Here is a 20,323-nt window from a genome sequence, read left to right as displayed (position 1 = left end):
CGGAATCAATCAATATGAATCGCTAAAATTGGAAAATCAAAATTTGCAGCTATTTTTTTCGTTAAGCTAGGTTTGAAAATCCCTTCAAAAAAACCTCTTTTATACGTAAGCATTGTCAGGACATCAACTTCTTTATACATTATAAAATCCAAAATAGTTTCTTTGACTGCATCACTGTTAATCACATAAAAATCTATCGGCTCATTAATAAATTCCTCTTCCCACTTAGCAACTGTATCTTTAGAAACATCAGAATCACTGGTTTTTACATACAAGCATTTTACTTTTGCTTTCGTTTTTTTGGCAATCTCCAATACCATTTTTAAGGCTTTTTTATCTTTTGTTCTAAAACGAGTTGTGAATCCAATAATTTCAATTTTTTTGAATTTTGCTTCTATTGGAACACATAACATGGGAACATCTATTCCAGAAATTACAGAACCTGTATTGGTACCCATAAAAAAAGCGTCCCATCCAGTGGCTCCAGAAGTTCCCATTATGACAAAATCTATTTTATCTTCTTTGATACATTTTTTAATATTATGGAGCAAATCCCCATCCATAAGTCTATGAGACATCTTAATTTTATCCAAATGACGCTCTTCGGCTATAGCCCGCAATTTTGGAATTTCATTTTTAAACATATCAAATTGCGCTAACTCTAATGAATCATAAATGACTGCGTAATTTTCTGGAAAAAACTGATTGTCATAAATTGGCAGTTCAAAAGTGTGCAATAAAACAAGTTCACCGTGAACTATTTTTGCAAATTCTAAAGCATGAACAAAGGCATTTGTAGCCACTTCAGAAAAATCGGTTGGAAAGAGAATTTTTTTCATTTGTAATATGCTTTTAAAGGATTCATTTACTAATAAATATTGAGAATTTTTCGAGTATTCAAATCGGAATTAATTTTATTCATGAATCGCCAAAATCGGTACATTGATGTGAAATGCTAATTTTTTTGAAAGACTAATTTCAAAAAGTTTCTCAAAGAAATTTCTGTGATACACGTGCATTGCTAGCAAATTAATTTTATGCAAATCGATAAAATTTAAAATAGCTCCTTCAACATCTTCTCCTTTGATGGAGTGAAATGTAACTTCATTATTTTCTATTAATGCATTCCATTCTTCTCTGGTGTCGTCTTTAACTTCATGATTCGGAGACGCTATACGTAAGCAATCAATATGCGCTTGAAATATTTTGGATAAAGAAAGAACTCTTACAAAAGACCCTGTGTCCTCTGGTTTATATTGCGTAATAAACAGTATTTTTTCAATTGGATGGTATTTACAGTGCTCCGGTATGACTAAAGCTAATGCTTTGACATCATTCATTACTTTTGTGGCTATCGTACCAAAAAAAGTTTCTTTAAGACCCGTGGCGCCTTTAGTTCCCATAACCACAAAATCGAAATTTTCATTCTCGGTTATTTTTTTTATTTCTGGAACCAAATTTCCCAAAATCAAAACATGACTTATTTTGATATGACCTAAATTATGTACTTCCGCAATTTTTCTTAAAATGGGAACTTCATCTTTGTAATTCTCAAAATTACTAAGTTCCGTTACATCATAAATTTCATGCAAATATTCCGAAACATTAACATAATTGGCTTGTGGCAATTGGTAAACATGCATTGTAACTATTTCGGCGTTAATAGATTCTGCCAAATTCAATGCGTAAATGAACGCATTTTTAGACAGCTCTGAAAAGTCGGTTGGAAACAGAATTTTTTTCATAACACTATAAATTATTGCAAATCAATTATTTATATAAATTTACGAAACAAAAAAACGAAATAAACTGATAATTATCAGTTTGGCTAATTTTTAACAAAAAATAAAGGTAATGGTTTAATAAGCGAGTCTTGAAGCCATGTCTATTTTGCTTACTTTTGCATCAAATTGAATTTAAATATGATACCTCAAGATTCCATAGTGGCACTAGCAACTCCTTCGGGAGCTGGAGCTATAGCCGTAATTAGGATTTCCGGCCAAGATGCCATTACTATTGGAAATTCTGTTTTTAAATCTGTAAAAAATAAAGTACTAACGACACAAAAAACGCATACCATACATTTAGGACATATTATGGATGGCTCCAAAACTTTGGATGAAGTGCTGGTCTCCATTTTCAAAGGGCCAAATTCCTATACCGGCGAAAATACTATTGAAATTTCTTGTCACGGTTCTACTTATATACAACAGCAAATCATTCAGTTATTGCTTCGAAAAGGCTGTCGAATGGCAGATGCTGGCGAATTTACGTTGAGAGCATTTTTAAACGGAAAACTGGATTTATCACAAGCAGAAGCAGTTGCCGATTTGATTTCATCAGATAACGAAGCGTCACACCAAATTGCAATGCAACAAATGCGGGGTGGTTTCTCTAATGAGATAGCTAAACTAAGGGAAGAATTATTGAATTTTGCCTCACTGATTGAACTCGAATTAGATTTTGCAGAAGAAGATGTAGAATTTGCCGATCGAACACAATTTCACGAATTACTGAATCGAATTGAATTTGTCCTAAAACGATTAATAGATTCTTTTGCAGTAGGAAATGTGATCAAAAACGGAATTCCTGTGGCTATTGTAGGTGAACCCAATGTGGGAAAATCGACGCTTTTGAATGCTTTATTGAATGAAGAGCGTGCCATTGTTTCGGAAATTGCGGGAACAACGCGCGATACTATTGAAGACGAATTAGTGATTGGAGGAATCGGGTTTAGATTTATAGACACCGCCGGAATTCGGGAAACGGAAGATGTGGTAGAAAGTATTGGAATTCGTAAAACGTTTGAAAAAATTGAACAAGCGCAGGTTGTCGTTTTTCTATTTGATAGTTCCGAGTTTAAAGTTTCAGGTTTAAAGTTAAAAGTAGAATTAGAAAAAATTAAAAACCAGTTTCCTTTGAAACCCCTAGTAATCATTGGTAACAAAGCCGACAAACTAGAGGAAAATGAAATAAAAAATTTGAAATCAGAAATTCCAGAAATCTTACTAATTTCTGCAAAAGAAAAATTAGGTGTTGAGGAATTAAAAAATCAATTACTTTCTTTTGTAAATACTGGTGCTTTACGAAATAATGAAACAATCGTAACTAATACAAGACATTACGATTCATTACTAAAAGCTTTGGAAGAAATACAAAAAGTAAAATTTGGACTTGAAACTAACTTATCCTCCGATTTAATGGCATTAGATATTAAGGAAGCTTTGTATCAGTTTGGAATGATTACTGGACAAGTTACCAATGATGAATTGCTGGGAAATATTTTTGCTAATTTCTGTATCGGAAAATAAAAGAACTTTCTTTAAGTATTCTTAACTTTCTATAACTTGACTACCATTGATTTAGCTGTATTTTAGCTTTCTTGTAATAACTTTAATTCATACATTTGTTACACTCGATGTACACCTCAGGACAAAAAAGGTGTAAAAATGTACACCTATGAATATTACTTTAAAGAAAAAGAAGTTAAAAAATGGTAAGTTCAGTCTATACCTTGAATACTATAAGGGTTCTACTCTAAACTTAGATGGCAAAAGGATTCATTTAAGAGATTTTGAGTATCTAAAATTATATCCAAATCAAGATCCAAAGACTGCTGCTGAAAAAAAAGAAAATAAAGAAATTGACACTTTAAGTGAACAAATATTATCTATCCGTAAAGCGGAATACTTTCAAGGTAAGTTTGACATCAAAAACACGTCTAAGTCAAAAAGATTGTTTTTAGATTATTTTATAGAGAAAACTGAGGAAAAAATTGACTCTCCTAAAAACTACGGGAACTGGACGGCAACTTCTCTACATCTAAAAAGATGTATTTCATCAAATCTTACATTTGATGAAGTTGATGAGAACTTTGTTAAGCGAGTGCGTTTGTACTTTGACAAAGAAGCTAAAACAAAAAGTGATACACCTCTGTCACTTAATTCAAAATATTCTTATTATAACAAGTTCAAAGCTTGTCTAAGAGCTGCATTTGATGATGGCTATTTATCAATAAATTATGCTTCGAAAACAAAATCATTTGAACAAGCTGAAAGTCAAAGAGAATATCTAACGCATCAAGAGCTACAATCACTAGCTAATACTCCTTGCAAATATGAAATTTTAAAACGAGCCTTTATTGCATCTGCATTGTCAGGTCTTAGGTGGAGCGACATAAATACTTTAGTTTGGTCAGAAGTAAGGGATGAAGACAATGGAGTTAGTAGAATAAATTTTCGGCAACAAAAAACTGAAGGAGTTGAATATCTATATATTTCAAAACAAATTCGAGAATTGTTTGGAGAAAGACAAGATCCAGCGGAAAGGGTTTTTAAAGGCTTAAAATACAGTGCGGTTTACAATAACGAAATTGTTCGTTGGTGTAATCGTGCAGGAATATCGAAACATATCACTTTCCACAGTGCTAGGCATACAAATGCAGTACTTTTACTACAAAATGGAGCGGACATCTACACTGTATCAAAAAGACTTGGGCACAGAGAAATACGCACGACAGCAATTTATGCAAAAATTGTTGATCAAAAAATGAAGGAAGCAGCTAATTTAGCGTAAAATCTGATAATTTATTAATTTTAGAAAAATTTTATATGATGAAAGAAATAGATAAAGTTGCCCTGATAGTATTAGAAAACGGGAAAGTTTTAAGCACTAAGTCGATAGGTAAAAATAAATATTACATACCGGGAGGAAAAAGAGAAAATAATGAAAAGGATAATGAAACGCTAGTACGGGAAATTAAAGAAGAATTGAGTGTTGATATTTTGCAGGAAACCATTATGTACGTAGGAACATTTATCGCTCAATCTGACGGTGATACAAAGGGTGTAAATATAAAAATGACCTGTTATAAAGCAGACTACATAGGCGTACTAGAGAAAAATAATGAAATAGAGGAAATTAGATGGCTTAGTTATTACGATATAGGGCTAGTATCTGAAGTAGATAAAATTATATTTGATTTTCTGAAAAATAAAAAAGAGTTGTTTTAATCGCCTCATTTTTTATCTAAAACATCCCTACCCTACTTTCCAATAGTTCCAAATACTTCTCTTTCATATCATCAGTAAGAAAAGAAATTTCAAGCAGCTCCTTCCATTCAGGAGTTGCTTTTTTCATTTGTTCGAGAATGCTTGCTATCGTTTTTTCGTTGAGTTGTAATCTTTCCTTGCCGTAGTAATCTATGAAATCAGTTGCTTTTAAATTACTTTTTTTTCCCTTTAAGGTCAGTGCAATTTCCTCTACTGGATTTTTAATAGCTATGGTAGAATTTAGAAAGTCGTAAATTGGTGCTAGTGAGGTTTTGTTATTTTTGGTAATTAGCGAAAAATTTTTCAAATGCATGTCTTCATTTCCAGTTACATAACAAAAAAGAATTCTTTTGAAAAAATCAGCTTTATCAATAGCAGGAAATGAACAGTACTCGTCAAGTACAGGAATCAATTTTTCCATTGTAAAACGATATTTTGTATCTCTTGTGTTCCCAGTCAATTGAGCAAAATCTTCTGTTGCGTACTTACTTCCCTTACCATGTCGGTCAAAACGTTTAATGAAATAAGACAAACTACCATCTTTACCATAAATCATCCCATGAAATGGCACTTCTAAACCAAACACTTTTGCCATTCGCATAGTTACATCTTCATTTTCTGGTAATTGTGGAAAAAAATCATTTTGTGGCTTTATAATGTAGGTTCCAAATTGATCCACAATTTTAAATTCTTGATCCACTATTGAAATAGCTGCGGTGAGCTTTGGTTGGACACCCTGAATGGATAGCTTTTTAGCTCTATTAGCAGCTTCCTGACGAAGTTCTACAGCTGTATAAGGCAAATCATTTAAATAAGTCAGTTTAGGAGATATCATTCTAAGTCCTTTTTCACTGTATTTATCAGTACCACACAATTCATAAGTAATCGGACATCTATTCATCTTCGATCAATTTAACCGTTACTGAACCTACTAAATCATTTCCAGTTGCAATCAATTGAGAGAAATAATCTTTCTTATCAATTTTCACAATTCGCAGTAATCCCTCTAACATGACACCTTCAGGCAATAGCCCTTCAAAAAAGGGTGGAAAGAATGTATAGCTATATTTTTTCTGAGTTGTGGGCATAGTTAATGAAACCGCTTCGCCATCATAATTTTCATCATATTCAAAATGATAGTCGTTTGCAGCAATCTCTGTTAAAATTCCAGCTCTTTTTCCGTGTGCAAATACAATTGCTCTTCTCATAATTATTTATTTAAAGGACTTTTAAATTCCACTTTAATATTTAGCACGCGGAGTACTGCCAAAAGATTGTTCAAACGAACTGTTTCTTTATTTTTTTCAATATCAAAAACAGTGGTCTTACCTACTCCAGCTAAGTCAGCTAATTCAAGTTGTGTCAATCCTGCTTTTTTCCGATGGTCTTTAATGAAAGTACCTAAATCAAAATCATCCATTTTATACTGTTTTAACGGTAAAAATAAACAATTTAGATATTACAAAACATTTATTTGATATAAATAACCTTTTATTACTGTTATAGCAGTAAATAAACCGATAAAAGATGATTTTACAATTGAAAAATTAAAAAAAAGAAAACAAAAACTGCTATAACGGTAATAATCACCGCAAATATGCGGTGATTAAAAACAATTACCACCGCATCGATCTCCATATAAACAAAAATGTTTACATTTGTACTATGAATGCATTAATCGAAAAATACAAAGGCATACATCCTGGAATAGTATTGGAACGCTTACTTAACAAAAAAGCGATTTCACAGCGCCCTTTTGCCCTTTCAATTGGTGAGCATCCACAAACTATAAACGCAATAACAAAAGGAAGAAGGAAACTCAATATAGCACTGGCATTGAAAATTGAAGAAAAGCTAAGTTTAGAGGAAGGCTCACTAGCTTTACTACAAACCTATTTTGATATTCAGGAACAAAAAAGTAAAACAAAACAAGAAACTCCAAACTTAAACCTTTTAAGAAAGGTGTTGTTTTGGGATACAGATATCACTAAAATTGATTGGCAGAAACAAAGTGCAGCGGTAATTCTTAGAATATTCGAACGAGGAAATGATATTGAAAAAGAAGAAATAAAACGTTTCTATAAAAGTGAACTCATTAGGTCTACACTTGAGCAAAATACTCGTAAACCCTATACTGTTTATAAAAATAAAGAACAATCGTAATGTTATACTATTCCACTGTAAATAAATTACTTAAAGAAAGTTTGATTCAATTAATGCAATCAAAAATCTTTGATGATTTTAGACTTGTAGGCGGTACAGCATTGAGTTTACAAATAGGTCATAGAGAATCTATCGATATTGATCTGTTTAGTGATGCTGAGTACGGATCACTAGATTTTAGAGCCATAGAAATTTATCTAAAAGATAACTTTCAATATGTAGATTTTTTAGACACTATTCCAGCAATGGGGAAAAGTTATAGTATTGGAGAAAATAAAGAAAATACCGTAAAACTTGATTTGTATTACACAGACGATTATATCCAACCCGCTATAGAAGTTGATGGTATCAGAATGGCAACTATTGAAGAAATTATCGCCATGAAGTTAGAAGTTATTCAGGGAGGAGGGAGAAAAAAAGACTTTTGGGATCTACATGAATTACTTCGGTCTCATGATTTAAGCCAAATGTTAGATTTACACGAGCAAAGATATCCTTATTCACATGACAAAGATTTAATAATAAAAAACTTTACATCCTTTGAACAAGCTGATGAAGATTTTAATCCAATTTGCTTTAAAGGAAAGTATTGGGAGTTTATAAAGGAGGATTTTGAAGAAATTATTCTCCAATTTAAATAGCTACAATTTCTTTTACTGTCTTTACAAATGATTATTCTACTATATTAAGTACTCTTTTTGTACACCTCTACCCTTCTAAAGCCTTACAAATACTGATAAATTAGATATTGTATCGGAAAGTAGCAGAACAAAGTATCACAAAACAACAAAAAATAAACGAGTTAAAGTATTGATAAAAAATATTTTAACTCATTTTTATTTAGACTTTATTTTAGATAATAAGCGTTATTTTGATTCAATTTGTACCTCAAATTATGGCTCTTAAATACACCGAGTAGTAATTTAAATGTACTTAAAGTAGTTAGTTTTTAAAGTTATTTCAACTCACAACTTTAATTAATCAATAAAAATTTAGCAAACCCAGTACTAAAATCGCAATTAAGATTGTTATATTTGCGGCCAAATTGCATTACTTCGTTTATAAAAATTAATGCTGTTTGTATAAAATTAAGAATGAAAAAGAAAATTATCTTTATTAATTTTTCAGTGTCTTTAATGGTGTTGTTCACAATGCTATTTCAGACGGTCCATTCTTATGAACATATTTACAGGCAGATCAATGAAAAGCATTGTGATCATAATAATAGCCGAAACAAAAATCAAATCACACACAGCCATTCGGTTGATCCAAATTGTTCTATTTGCCATTTTGCTTTTAGCACATTTATCCCAACTGATTTTTATCCTTATTCCTTTACTAAAGTTATTTATGCAACTCCGCTTGCATTCATTTACTCTAAAGTAAATTCGATTTTTTTTAAAGGCAGCCTTTTTGCACTTCGAGCGCCACCTTCCCTAATTTAACACTACATTTTAATTTATCTATTGAGAGTTCGCGTATTCCTATTTTTTTTAAATATGGAAGAAGTGGCTGGTTTGGGACTGCTTTTCTGTACGCCTCAATTATAATTTGTAGTCAAAGAGCTTTTTGGCTGGAGTATCATCTACTCTTTGTCAGTCTGTTTCTGTGTTTTAAAATCACTCCATTTAACAATTTAAATCTGATTTTCATTAGTGTAGCTTCTGAATATTGGTGAATTGTATCTATTTCTAAAATTCAAATAAAACTATTTATAATATGCTTACAGCTAAAAACCTGACCAAGAAATACGGGAATCAAATTGCTTTAAACGCTTTAAATTTAACCATAAAAAAAGGAGAGATTTTTGCTCTTTTGGGTCAGAATGGTGCAGGAAAAACCACAACAATTAATCTCTTTCTAGGTTTTATAAAACCTACCTTTGGAGAATTAAAAATAAATGATATTTCGGTTGTACAAAGACCGGAGGAAACCAAAAAACATATTGCTTACATTCCCGAAACAGTCACTCTATATACCAATCTTACGGGTCTCGAAAACCTAAAATTCTTTTCGTCTTTAGCGGGTTTTAAATATTCGAAAGATGAACTAACGTTTTTTTTAAACAAAGCAGGTTTGCAAACTACGGCTCATAATCAAAATCTAGGAGGCTATTCTAAAGGAATGAGGCAAAAAGTAGGTATTGCGATTGCAGTAGCCAAACAGGCAAAAGTCTTACTTCTTGACGAACCCACCAGCGGGTTAGATCCAAAAGCTTCTAATGAATTTTCGCAAATCCTGAAAGAACTCTCAGCTGATGGAACGGCAATATTAATGGCTACCCACGATATTTTTAGAGCAAGGGAAGTCGCCACACATATCGGAATTATGAAACAAGGAAATCTTGTCACCATCATCGAAGCGGATAAAATATCGGCAAATGAACTCGAAGAGTTGTACCTCCAAACTGTCTAAACGGAAATAAGAATATTTCCATCAACCTAAAAAATGAAACATTTATATATCTCTTTACTCCTTATTTTAGGGAGTTACACTGCTAATTCTCAGAAAATTTCAGGTAAAATCACAAATATTGACACCAAAGAAGCAATCGCTGGTGCAATCATAAAATTAGTTAATTCTGAAATAGAAACAACAGCTACTCAAGACGGAAATTTCGTTATGGAGGGAGAAGGAACAATAGAAATTACGGCATCGGGCTACAAAACGATTCAAATAAAATCACGTTCTACATTTATGAACATCGAAATGATTTCGAATAGAACTGAATTGCAAACCGTAGAAATAGTTGGTCGCTCTTCCAAAAAGTACAATAGCGATTATTCTTTTTCGGCAACAAAAATTGCAGCACTTAACAAAGATATTCCGCAATCTATTTCTACTATTACCAAAGAATTGATTGCAGATAAAAATGCTTTTTACCTCGGTGATGCCGTAAAAATGGCCAGCGGTGTGATTCCATCGAGCTACTATAATCAATACTCGATTCGAGGCATCAGCCAAAATGAAGAAGGACAAATCATAAACGGAATGCGTACGCGTCAATATTATTTTCTGCAACCTTTGACCAATAATATTGAACGTGTTGAAGTAATTAAAGGACCATCAAGCGCTACTTTCTCATCCGTTGATCCTGGAGGAAGTATCAATTTAGTCACCAAAAAACCATTGGCTGTTGACCGAAAAGAAGTCAGTATGAGCGTGGGAAGTTTTAGTACGCTTAGAGGAACTTTAGATTTTACAGGTCCTTTAAACGAGTCCAAAACGCTACTATATCGCGTGAACGGAGCGTATCAGGAGGCAAAATCCTTCCGTGATTTGGTTAGCAATAAATCCTTTTTAATAGCTCCGTCTTTCAGTTATATTCCAAATGAGAAAACGGCTATAAATACGGAAATGATTTTGAGTAATATGGTTGGAATTCTCGACAGAGGACAACCAATTTTCGGCGCAATTGCTGGTGTTACAAACCTAAACAAAACCCCGATAAGTCTTAATCTAGGCGCTCCAAATGATTTTTTCAAGTCGAAAGAAATGATTTTGATGACTAATCTGGCACATAAATTTACTTCTAAAATTAGTTTTAATGCCTCTTACATGAAACAATCCTGGACCGAAGATCTTCAGGAGCATCGAACCACTAATGCTTTTGCAGTTGATATGAACAATCAGGCTGTGGCAAGTCTGGCAATGATGCAATTTGTGCAACGCCAGCAATACTGGAATGTTGATAATTTGAGTGCTTTTTTAAATTTTGATTTTAAAACAGGAAAACTCAGTCACAAACTACTCACCGGTTACGATTTAAGCAGCTGGAACAAAACCAAAGGTGGTGGACAAAATGCAGCCAGAGGTTATCTTCTAAAAGACGGAACAGTTGCTAATTCGTTTGTCGTAGCAAATGCTACCAATTATCAAACTATTACCGTAGACGGAGTTCTGTTGCCTAAACCCAATGTAAATTATTTCAACTTAAATAATCCATCATACACCATTCGAAATATCGAAGATTACACCTTGAATGTACGAACTGCACTTCCTTCTGCACTTACCTCAACCAATGCCATTTATATTCAGGACCAGATTCAATGGGAGAAATTCACTTTTTTATTGGGTGTAAGAAACGAATGGTTTGAAGACATTACCAATTATGAGACCAATAATGAATTGACAGTAAAAAAAACAGCTTTATTACCACGAATTGGAGTTACATATGCAATTAATGACGCTCTTAATATATATACGACTTATCTAGAAGGGTATCAACCACAATCAAATACGGTTACTTTGATGCCACAAACGGGTTCTTTGCCAGGAGGAAGTTTGTTTGATCCTTTGGAAAGTAATTTGAAAGAATTTGGAGCCAAAGCCACTTTATTCAACAATAGAATAAGCGTAAATATGGCACTTTACGAAATTAATCAAAAAAATATTTTGATGAATGCAAATGACCCAAACAACCCAGATTTATTGGTTACTAGAGGTGCTGAACGCAGTCGCGGATTTGAGTGGGACATTGCAGGATATATCACATCGAACTGGCAAATTAACGCTTCGTATAGTTATATTGATGCAAAAATTACTAATGATAGAGATGTTTCTTTGATTGGAGCACGAAAGCAAAATACACCAAAGAACAGTGGCAATTTATGGACTCGATATAATTTTGATCCGCCTTCAGCTTTAGGTGATTTCGGAGTTGGTTTTGGAGTACAATATCAAAGCAGTAAAGTGCCATGGTTTACCAGATCTTTCATCATTCCTGATTTCACTGTTTTTGATGCCGCCCTTTACTACAAACCCAACAAAAGCAACATGCAAATTGCTATAAATGCCGGTAATTTATTGAATAAAACTTATTGGTTAGGAGCTCAAAACTTCCTTCGATTATTTCCTGGAGCCCCTAGAAATGTAAACCTTACGGTAACTTATAAATTTTAATCATTACACATGTCATTACACAACGAAATTTTAATAGCGAAACATCTTAATAAAGCTATTTTTAAGAATAGGGCTTTGCCTATCATCATAATTTTTATTGGCATATTATTACTTTACGCGACATTTTCGGGTTGGAAAAATTACACCAATCAAAAGGAGACCAGCGAAAAGTACCAACATGAATCTAGGGAAGACTGGTTGAATAATCCTGATAAAAATCCCCATCGAATGGCACATTATGGTAATTTCGCTTTCCGCAAAAGTACTTCTTTGAGCATGTTCGAATATGGGATGGAACCTTTTTTTGGAAATGCTATTTTTCTGGAAGCCCACAAGCAAAATTCGGCTAACTTTTCGGATGCAGGATTTTCTAGCAGTATGATGCGTTTTGGTGAAATCAGTATTGCCATGGTATTACAAATTCTATTTCCGCTGCTGATTTTCTTTATTGGTTTTAATGCTATAGCAACCGAAAGAGAAAACGGAACTTTAAAACTCCTTTTAAGTCAAGGCGTCAGCTGGAAACAAATACTATTAGGCAAAACTTTAGGAATTGCCAGTGTTATTATGATTCTTTTTATTCCAATAATTTTAGTCCTGCTTTTAGTTTGGATGTTGCTCCAAAACTTTACTGTTTCAGCAGATGAAATTCTTAAAATGATGCTATTTATTCTTTTCCATTTTATTTATTTGCTGTTTTTTTGTGTGATAGCGGTTTTAATTTCTGCTGCTAGCAAAACTTCTAAAAACGCATTGGTATCCTTAATTGGAATATGGCTGCTCTTTACGATTATTTTGCCTCGAACCACTCAGTCCATTGGAGCCTACGTGTATCAAGCACCGTCGAAAATTGAATTTAATAGCGCTATCGAAAAAGACATTTTAAAACAAGGAGACAGCCATAATCCGAATGACTTGCATTATAAAGCTATAAAAGATTCGCTACTCAGCGTTTACAAAGTCGATTCGGTACAAAAACTTCCTTTCAATTATTCCGGTTTTATCATGACCGAAGGCGAGAAAATCAGTAGTACTATTTACAATAAACATCTAGATACTTTGTTGCAGGTATATGCCAAACAAAATAGTTTTTCGAAAGCGGTTTCGTTTATCAATCCGTATATCGCCATTAAAAATATTTCGATGGGATTATCGAACACCGATTATGATTCGTATATCAATTTTCAAAAACAGGCGGAGACTTATCGTTACGATATGGCTCAAAAAATGAATGCTTTGCAGATAAAATACATCAGCAATAAAAAGCAAAATCCTACTGATACTCCTCAGACCATCAATAAAAATTATTGGGCAGATGTACAAGAGTTTCAGTATGAACCGAAAGATGTTTTTACAATTTTAAAAAACGAATTACTTTCTATCATCTCCATTGCGTTATGGATTGGCATTCTTTTTTTCCTGATTAAAATCGCCTACAAAAACCTTAAAGCTATTTAATATGTTAGTATTACTCTTCAAAAATTTCATTCGCTCGAGGGGAACCAAAATCGGATTATTATTTCTATTCCTTATTTGTTTTATTAGCCTGTTGATTGGAAAACAATTTCAGGAAAAACAAGCAAAAAACGTACAGGAGGCTATACTTTATCAAAAAGAACACATTGCTAAAAATGTTAACTTTCATCAAGATGATTTGGGGCTTCTGTTGTATTATTTAAAATTTTCGCTTATCAATAAAAGTTTTCCCGTTAACAGTTTGGCTATTGGACAACGGGATGTAAATCCTTCGATACAAAGTGTCACTATTCGTGGTTTAGAAGGGCAAAAATACGATGCCGAACTCAATAATCCGAACAACCTTTTGCTCGGAAATATCGATTTTAGTTTTGTTCTCATCTACCTGTTTCCATTGTTGATAATTGCTTTTTCATACAATCTAATTTCGGAAGAAAAAGAAAGCGGCACTTGGAAAATTGTTGTCACTCAGAGTCAAAATACTTTTTTATACATTCTGAAATTATTCTACATTCGAATTTTAAGTTTGACTCTATTACTAACAATTGTACTTGCAATTGCCGCTTTTTTACTAAATATTCCCTTAAATATTTCATTTCTGACATTTTATGGAATTAGTGTTCTGTACCTACTTTTCTGGTTCGCTGTATGCTTTTTTCTGGTTTCCCTGCAAATGAATTCAAATTTCAATGCGGTTATTTTATTGACAACATGGTTATTTTTAATTATCATTTTACCCGCTTTAATTAATACGTACATTGTAAACAAATATCCTATTCCAGAAGCGTTAGAACTCACTGTAAAACAACGTAATGCTTATCATGAAAAATGGGATATGGATAAACAAGAAACTTTAGATAAGTTTTATACGCATTATCCTCATTTCAAAAATTATCTTTTACCGGACAAAGAATTCAGCTGGCTTTGGTATTATGCGATGCAACAAATGGGCGATGATGAATCGGCAAAAGAATCCGGCGCTTTGGAGTCAAAATTAGAGCAACGCAATCAATCTAGTCAACAAATTGCGCAATTCATACCAACGTTGCATGCACAAATGCAACTCAACGAAATCGCTAGAGCCGATTTAGGAAATCAGCTTTTGTTTTTAAAAGAAACCAAACAATTTCACGAGAAATTACGCTTGCATTTTTATCCTAAAATATTTGACGATGAAGCAGTAAATAAACAAAAATGGGACAACTTCAAAGTCGAAACTTTTAGTGACAAATCAAAAATCAACTTGAAGAATGCTTTTCTTCCCTTAGTAATATTCAATTTTATATTACTCTTTTTGGGTTGGTTAAATTTTAGAAGAAAAAACATTTAAACTATCATTACCGGCAGGAAATAGCAAATCGACAAAGAAAAATCAAGCTAGGTATAGTCAATATTTTGTATTATTTTATAAATAAAAGCATTATTTTGACTAAATTAGCAATAATTAATAACTAAATATCTAATACCATGAAAACTCCTCTTCTTTTTTGCTTACTGTTTGCTAGTATAGGATTCCAAAGTTGTAAAAATAATGAAAACGAAAAAGTCATTAATTCTAAAAAAATCCCAGTTGAAAAACCTTTAAGTGTCCAATGCTATCAAGCTATGTACGAAAAAGATACAATAGATTTGAAAATGAACACTTTGCAAGACGGAAAAATATCAGGCGATATGGTGATGAAATTTTTTAATACACCCAAAAAAGTTGGAACAATTGCAGGAGAATTCAGTGGCGACACATTATTTGCCAGCTATACCTTCTTTCAAGGCGATAATAAAAAAATAACATTTAAAAACCCGATGGCATTTTTAAAGCGAGGCGAGCAACTTATTTTAGGCAATGGAAAAATGTTAAATACTATGGGAGCAACCTATTTTGATAAAAGCTCACCTATAGACTTTGACAAAATAAAATTTAAGTTTACAGCTGTTGAGTGCGCCGCTGAATAGTAGATATTTAGAGTCTAATGGTACTCTTTTTGATAATAATCAAAATATACTCCATATTTTTTTAATTCATTATTTGTAACTGATTGTAATAAATTGAAGAGTTTTATCTTAATTCTTTATTTATATTCAAGTATGCTGTCCGGGGCAGGCTATTTACTGCAAGTTCGCAGGAATCTGTCCATAAAACAAACCCTAAAACGAGCTTCCTGTGGTCGCTGTTTTAGGCTTTGTTTTATAAAAGGGCTTCTTCCTTTGCGAGCTTTCCGTTGCTATCCTTGACAGAGAACCTACATCCCATAACAATCAAATTAGTACACTTCTCAAAAGCTTTTCCAATAAAAAATAGTATATTTAAATTATGAAAAAGCATCACACTATTATTATTGCAGGAGCCGGTGGAATCGCAGAAGCTGTTGGTCTCTTATTGATGGAATGGAGCGAGGTTCCTCCTACTCTTTTCATTGGTGACAGAACGCATTCAAAAGCAAAAAAAGTAGCGCATTGGATTCAAGAAGGAACCACAAAATCAGGATCCATTCAAGACTTTCATCTTGCTGAAAATGGCTTAACCGAGGAAATGAAAACAATCTTACGTCAAGCAGACATCATTCTCGACTGTTTACCGGGCGGCCAAGCACCAAGAATAGCAAAATTTGCAAAAGATTACAATCTCCATTATGCAAACCTAACGGAATACGTTGCGGAAACTGAAGAAATAATAGCACAGGCAAAAGACGCAGAAACAGGGTTCATACTTCAAACGGGTTTAGCGCCGGGATATATTGACTTACTTACTAATGGACTTTTTCAACAGTTTTGTTCAGACTTTGAAGTTGATAAAGTAGACAAACTGGAATTCAAAGTTGGAGCGCTGACCAATCATGCCGTTGCTCCGCATTACTATGGTTTTACGTGGAGTCCTGTTGGAGTAGCTACTGAATATATAAAAGAAACTATAGTATTAAGGAATTTCAAAAAAACTACCCTACCATCACTCTCAGAAAGAACTACTATTATAATTGATGGCATTGCTTATGAAGAGGATCTTACTTCAGGCGGTGCAGCAGATTTGCCTGACGCATTATTAGGAAAGGTTCGCTCCCTCGACTACAAAACCTTACGTCATCCTGGACATTATGCATGGATACAAGAGCAGATTGCTAATTTAGAACATACAACTGACACAATTAAAGGCTTACAAGAAAAAATGGAAGCCATTATCCCTCACATTGAAGACGACAAAATTATTTTATATGCAGCTGTAGAAGGCAAAGATGCAGCAGGTATTTTGCGCAGACGTGAGATTGCAAAATGTATACTTCCTCAAAAAGTGGGAAAACATCAATTGAGGGCAATCCAAACAACTACCGCAGCACCATTGGTACAAGCAGCGCAACTATTACTCGAAACACCGCTTAGCGGAGTTGTATTACAAAGCAAAATTGATCCAATTCCCTTTTTAAATGGAAACTACATCGTCCCAGTTTATGGTAAATTAATTAAATGAAAAACGCAGTGATTCCCATATATCTATTATCCGAAGACTTACTAAAGAAAATCTTGAAAAAGCGAACCGCTTATTTATAACAATAAACAATCATTTTTTGGACAATACTATTGTTCTACGAAAGTTTTATTCTGCTCAAGAACATTTTTTTACAACTGATACCTTTATATTCAACAGCAATCCAAAACCGGAACTTGTACAAGGATTTTTTATTAGTTGAAAATTTTTCAATCCAAATGGCTTAATTCCCTTTAAGTGATCTGCGACATTACGATCAAAACAATGGCTATCAACGCTAGAAAAAGTCCAGCATAATTCATTTTTGTTAGTTTTTCTTTAAAAACAAAAATGCCCACAAGGCTTCCTATGACAATTACTCCCATATTCATACCGGCAAAAACCGTTGAAGGATTTTCAGCGAAAGCTTTATGCGCTTTTAGATAAAAAAGTATGTTTCCAAAATTGAAAATACCTACCAAACCACCAAAAATAATATTTCTAAAGTGCATCGGCTTTTTAGAAACTATGACATCATAGACTACTGCTCCTATCATAATGAGTAGCGCAATTCCAAAAACTACAAATAACGAAGTGGTATAAGGCAGACTTGTGTAAAGAGCAATTTGTTTAAAAAGAATGTCTATAATTCCAAAGCCCAGTAAAACTACTGCAGGATAAATCCATTTGTTTTCTGTACTTTGAGAGGGTTTCGTAAGAATAAGCAATAGCGCCGGAAATCCAACCAAAAGCGCTATGATTTTTAGGATATTAAAATCTTCTTTAAAGATTAACCATGCCGCCAAAATGGGTATAAAAAGCGAAAGCCTTTGGGCCGCATCTGTTTTTACAATACCTACCTGTTTGATTGAAGCTGCCAAGAAAAGAAAAATTGCAGGCAATAAAATACCAATAGGAACATAAATACCCCAAGGTGCCAAAGTCCTTACCTTGCTAAGATCTGGGCTGAATGACAAATAACAAAAAATAAGAGCAAAAACATAATTCCAACCAACAATTTGAACCTGACTTACATTATAACTGCGTGCAATTTTAAACAACACTCCAACAGTTATACTGCATATAATACTCAAAATTAGAAATAGCATAATTCAATATTTACCTTGCAAAATTACTATTTATATGCGTACTTTATATTTGTTTCCACAAATTATAGAAAAGCTTTTTTATAAAAGTAATTGTTTACTGCAGGACAATAATAAAAATATAAAGTATGAAATATATCCTAATCCTATTATTTGGAACTTTTGTCTCGAATGCGCAAATAACCACCGAGCAATTAAACCTGATGCCTTGGCCACAAAATATAAAGTTGTCCGAAGGCACTTTTGCTTTAAACAAAAATTTTAAAGTGAATATTACGGGTAATCCTAATTCTCGAATTTTCATAGGCGCAACCAACTTTGTAAGACGATTGGACGGCAGAACGGGATTGTTTCTGGAGCAAAGTTTTTTGACGAAAGTCAACGAAAGTCCGGAAGCCGAATTACAAATAAATTGTACTCGCAATGGAAAAATAGAAATTAATGAGGACGAAAGTTACCAACTTATAATTACCTCGAATAAAATAATCATTAATGCAACCAATGATTTAGGGGCGTTGCATGGTTTAGAGACTTTATTGCAATTGCTACAAAATAATAGTACCTCGTATTATTTTCCAGTTGTTGAAATTTCGGATTCGCCACGTTTTACCTGGAGAGGATTGATGATTGATGCGGCCCGACATTTCCAGCCGGTAGATGTTATCAAAAGAAATCTGAACGCTATGGCTTCGATGAAAATGAATGTTTTCCATTGGCATTTAGCCGATGATCAAGGTTGGAGAATTCAATTAAAAAATCATCCTAAATTAACTGAATTAGCGTCAGATGGATATTTTTATACTCAGGAAGAAATCAAAAACATTGTAAAATATGCTGATGAAAGAGGGATTCTGGTAATTCCAGAGATAGATGTCCCCGGTCACGCTTCGGCATTGCTGACTGCTTATCCGGAGATAGGAAGTAAAGTTGGTGAAGGAAAAATCACGTATGAAGTACAAAGAAATTCAGGGATTTTCAATTCAACTTTAGATCCTTCAAATCCTAAAACTTATGAAATTTTAAGCTCAATTTTTGATGAAGTTTGTCCGTTATTTCCGGGTAGTTATTTTCATATTGGTGGTGACGAGAATAATGGAAAAGAATGGAATGCAAATCCGGCTATTCAAAAATTTAAGAAGGAGAATAATTTGGCTAACAACCATGATTTGCAGACTTACTTTAACATGAAGTTGATTCCAATGCTGAAAAAACACAACAAAAAATTGATGGGTTGGGAAGAAATAATGACCGAAAACATGTCTAAAGATGCCATAATTCATGCTTGGAGAGGAACGAACGAAGGGCAAGAAGCTGGTGGAGCATTGATCAAAGCTGCGAAAAGCGGTTACAATACTGTTTTGTCTAATGGATATTATATCGATTTGATGCTGGGTGTAGAAAGTCATTATTTGAATGATCCATTACCCAAAAAGATTATTCTTAGTCCAGAGGAAAAAGCAAGAGTTTTAGGAGGGGAAGCTGCAATGTGGAGCGAACTCGTAACACCCTTAAATATAGATTCCAGAATTTGGCCACGAACCGCCGCAATAGCCGAGCGATTATGGTCAAGTGCGGAAGTGAATGATATGAACAGCTTACGCAAAAGGTTGAAAACAATCTCTTTTCGATTAGAAGAACTAGGAATTACACATATTAGAAACAAAGAAGTGACTTTGAGAAACATCAGCAACAATCAAGATACGCGTGCCTTGAATGATTTTTCGAACCTTTGTGAACCTCTGAAAAATTATAAACGCAATGGTGGCGGAAAGAAATACAGAATGCATTCACCGTTAACCTTATTTGCTGATGCTTGCAATGCTGATGCTTCGGAAGCGCTAGATTTTAATGTTGCAGTTAATGCGTATTTAGCTGATAAAAGCAAGGAGAATAAAGTTGCGGTAACTGATTTTTTCAAGAAGTGGATTGCCATGAATTCCGATTTAATTGCTTTGAGTGCCAATGCTCCATTGGTGCAACCTCTTTTACCTTTGTCTAAAAGTTTGAGTGATTTATCGGAGCAGCTATTGCTTTTAATGGATAAAAAACAAAAAATTAATCAAGCGTTATTAGAGGATTTATTAGAAAAATGCAATACCAGAAGTCCTGCTGATGTAGAATTAGCGGTTTATGGGAGTTTGAAAAAATTAAGTCAATGATATAGAGGTTGT

At 33.5% G+C, this 20,323-nt stretch carries 18 protein-coding genes; 12 read left to right on the top strand and 6 right to left on the bottom strand.

The window, feature by feature from the left end; all coding sequences use genetic code 11:
• Window positions 1-5: 5 nt before the first annotated feature.
• Together AC0J6S_RS11095 and AC0J6S_RS11090 are read right to left on the bottom strand one after the other, a co-directional pair.
• Window positions 6-839 (bottom strand): universal stress protein, encoded by an 834-nt coding sequence (locus AC0J6S_RS11095; RefSeq protein ID WP_474953870.1) that lies wholly within the window; start codon window positions 837-839, stop codon window positions 6-8.
• A 75-nt stretch (window positions 840-914) separates the two neighbouring features.
• Window positions 915-1,745 carry a universal stress protein gene (locus AC0J6S_RS11090; RefSeq protein ID WP_474953869.1) on the bottom strand — a complete coding sequence of 277 codons (831 nt, stop codon included), beginning with the start codon at window positions 1,743-1,745 and terminating at the stop codon, window positions 915-917.
• A gap of 177 nt (window positions 1,746-1,922) precedes the next feature.
• Here AC0J6S_RS11090 and mnmE point away from each other — a divergent pair, with 177 nt between their 5' ends.
• The 3 genes from mnmE to AC0J6S_RS11075 all read left to right on the top strand — a co-directional run bounded on the left by mnmE (window position 1,923) and on the right by AC0J6S_RS11075 (window position 5,012).
• Window positions 1,923-3,311 carry a tRNA uridine-5-carboxymethylaminomethyl(34) synthesis GTPase MnmE gene (gene mnmE, locus AC0J6S_RS11085; RefSeq protein WP_474953868.1) on the top strand — a complete coding sequence of 463 codons (1,389 nt, stop codon included), beginning with the start codon at window positions 1,923-1,925 and terminating at the stop codon, window positions 3,309-3,311.
• Window positions 3,312-3,459: 148 nt separating this feature from the next.
• On the top strand, window positions 3,460-4,575 hold the full coding sequence (locus tag AC0J6S_RS11080) for a site-specific integrase (RefSeq protein ID WP_474953867.1): 1,116 nt from the start codon (window positions 3,460-3,462) through the stop codon (window positions 4,573-4,575).
• Window positions 4,576-4,613: 38 nt separating this feature from the next.
• On the top strand, window positions 4,614-5,012 hold the full coding sequence (locus AC0J6S_RS11075) for an NUDIX hydrolase (RefSeq protein WP_474956353.1): 399 nt from the start codon (window positions 4,614-4,616) through the stop codon (window positions 5,010-5,012).
• A 16-nt stretch (window positions 5,013-5,028) separates the two neighbouring features.
• On the opposite strand, the gene AC0J6S_RS11070 is transcribed toward AC0J6S_RS11075, so the two are convergent.
• From AC0J6S_RS11070 to AC0J6S_RS11060, 3 genes are read right to left on the bottom strand one after another with little or no spacing between them, the layout of a single operon-like run.
• On the bottom strand, window positions 5,029-5,952 hold the full coding sequence (locus tag AC0J6S_RS11070; protein WP_474953866.1) for a HipA domain-containing protein: 924 nt from the start codon (window positions 5,950-5,952) through the stop codon (window positions 5,029-5,031).
• Entirely contained in the window at window positions 5,945-6,259 is a 315-nt protein-coding gene (locus AC0J6S_RS11065) for a HipA N-terminal domain-containing protein (protein WP_474953865.1), read from the bottom strand. Before AC0J6S_RS11065 ends, AC0J6S_RS11070 begins: the two co-directional genes overlap by 8 nt.
• A 2-nt stretch (window positions 6,260-6,261) precedes the next feature.
• Window positions 6,262-6,471 (bottom strand): helix-turn-helix transcriptional regulator, encoded by a 210-nt coding sequence (locus AC0J6S_RS11060; RefSeq protein ID WP_474953864.1) that lies wholly within the window; start codon window positions 6,469-6,471, stop codon window positions 6,262-6,264.
• Between the two features lie 245 nt (window positions 6,472-6,716).
• Between AC0J6S_RS11060 and AC0J6S_RS11055 the strand changes: the two genes are divergently transcribed.
• The 8 genes from AC0J6S_RS11055 (at window position 6,717) to AC0J6S_RS11020 (ending at window position 17,049) form a co-directional block, all read left to right on the top strand.
• On the top strand, window positions 6,717-7,214 hold the full coding sequence (locus AC0J6S_RS11055) for a helix-turn-helix transcriptional regulator (protein ID WP_474953863.1): 498 nt from the start codon (window positions 6,717-6,719) through the stop codon (window positions 7,212-7,214).
• Window positions 7,214-7,855 carry a nucleotidyl transferase AbiEii/AbiGii toxin family protein gene (locus tag AC0J6S_RS11050; RefSeq protein WP_474953862.1) on the top strand — a complete coding sequence of 214 codons (642 nt, stop codon included), beginning with the start codon at window positions 7,214-7,216 and terminating at the stop codon, window positions 7,853-7,855. Before AC0J6S_RS11055 ends, AC0J6S_RS11050 begins: the two co-directional genes overlap by 1 nt.
• A 1,078-nt stretch (window positions 7,856-8,933) precedes the next feature.
• A complete protein-coding gene (locus AC0J6S_RS11045; RefSeq protein WP_474953861.1) occupies window positions 8,934-9,629 on the top strand; it encodes an ABC transporter ATP-binding protein in 696 nt (231 codons plus the stop codon).
• Between the two features lie 33 nt (window positions 9,630-9,662).
• Window positions 9,663-12,116 (top strand): TonB-dependent siderophore receptor, encoded by a 2,454-nt coding sequence (locus tag AC0J6S_RS11040; protein ID WP_474953860.1) that lies wholly within the window; start codon window positions 9,663-9,665, stop codon window positions 12,114-12,116.
• Window positions 12,117-12,125: 9 nt separating this feature from the next.
• Window positions 12,126-13,574 (top strand): ABC transporter permease, encoded by a 1,449-nt coding sequence (locus AC0J6S_RS11035; protein WP_474953859.1) that lies wholly within the window; start codon window positions 12,126-12,128, stop codon window positions 13,572-13,574.
• Window position 13,575: 1 nt separating this feature from the next.
• Window positions 13,576-14,922: a DUF3526 domain-containing protein gene (locus AC0J6S_RS11030; RefSeq protein ID WP_474953858.1), complete on the top strand. Its 1,347-nt coding sequence runs from the start codon at window positions 13,576-13,578 to the stop codon at window positions 14,920-14,922.
• Between the two features lie 137 nt (window positions 14,923-15,059).
• Window positions 15,060-15,542 carry a hypothetical protein gene (locus AC0J6S_RS11025; protein ID WP_474953857.1) on the top strand — a complete coding sequence of 161 codons (483 nt, stop codon included), beginning with the start codon at window positions 15,060-15,062 and terminating at the stop codon, window positions 15,540-15,542.
• A gap of 358 nt (window positions 15,543-15,900) precedes the next feature.
• Window positions 15,901-17,049: a saccharopine dehydrogenase family protein gene (locus tag AC0J6S_RS11020; protein WP_474953856.1), complete on the top strand. Its 1,149-nt coding sequence runs from the start codon at window positions 15,901-15,903 to the stop codon at window positions 17,047-17,049.
• 251 nt (window positions 17,050-17,300) lie between these two features.
• Here AC0J6S_RS11020 and AC0J6S_RS11015 read toward each other — a convergent pair whose 3' ends face one another.
• Window positions 17,301-18,155, bottom strand: a complete 855-nt coding sequence (locus tag AC0J6S_RS11015) for an EamA family transporter (RefSeq protein WP_474953855.1) — start codon at window positions 18,153-18,155, stop codon at window positions 17,301-17,303.
• Between the two features lie 125 nt (window positions 18,156-18,280).
• On the opposite strand from AC0J6S_RS11015, the gene AC0J6S_RS11010 reads away from it, so the two are divergent.
• The gene (locus AC0J6S_RS11010; RefSeq protein ID WP_474953854.1) at window positions 18,281-20,311 is read left to right on the top strand and encodes a beta-N-acetylhexosaminidase; all 2,031 of its coding nucleotides are present in this window, start codon (window positions 18,281-18,283) and stop codon (window positions 20,309-20,311) included.
• Window positions 20,312-20,323: the final 12 nt, after the last annotated feature.

Source organism: Flavobacterium sp. TS_SC_5, assembly GCF_056156265.1.
The sequence above is the reverse complement of the archived record's forward strand: the minus strand, read 5'-3'. Positions and strand labels throughout refer to the sequence as shown.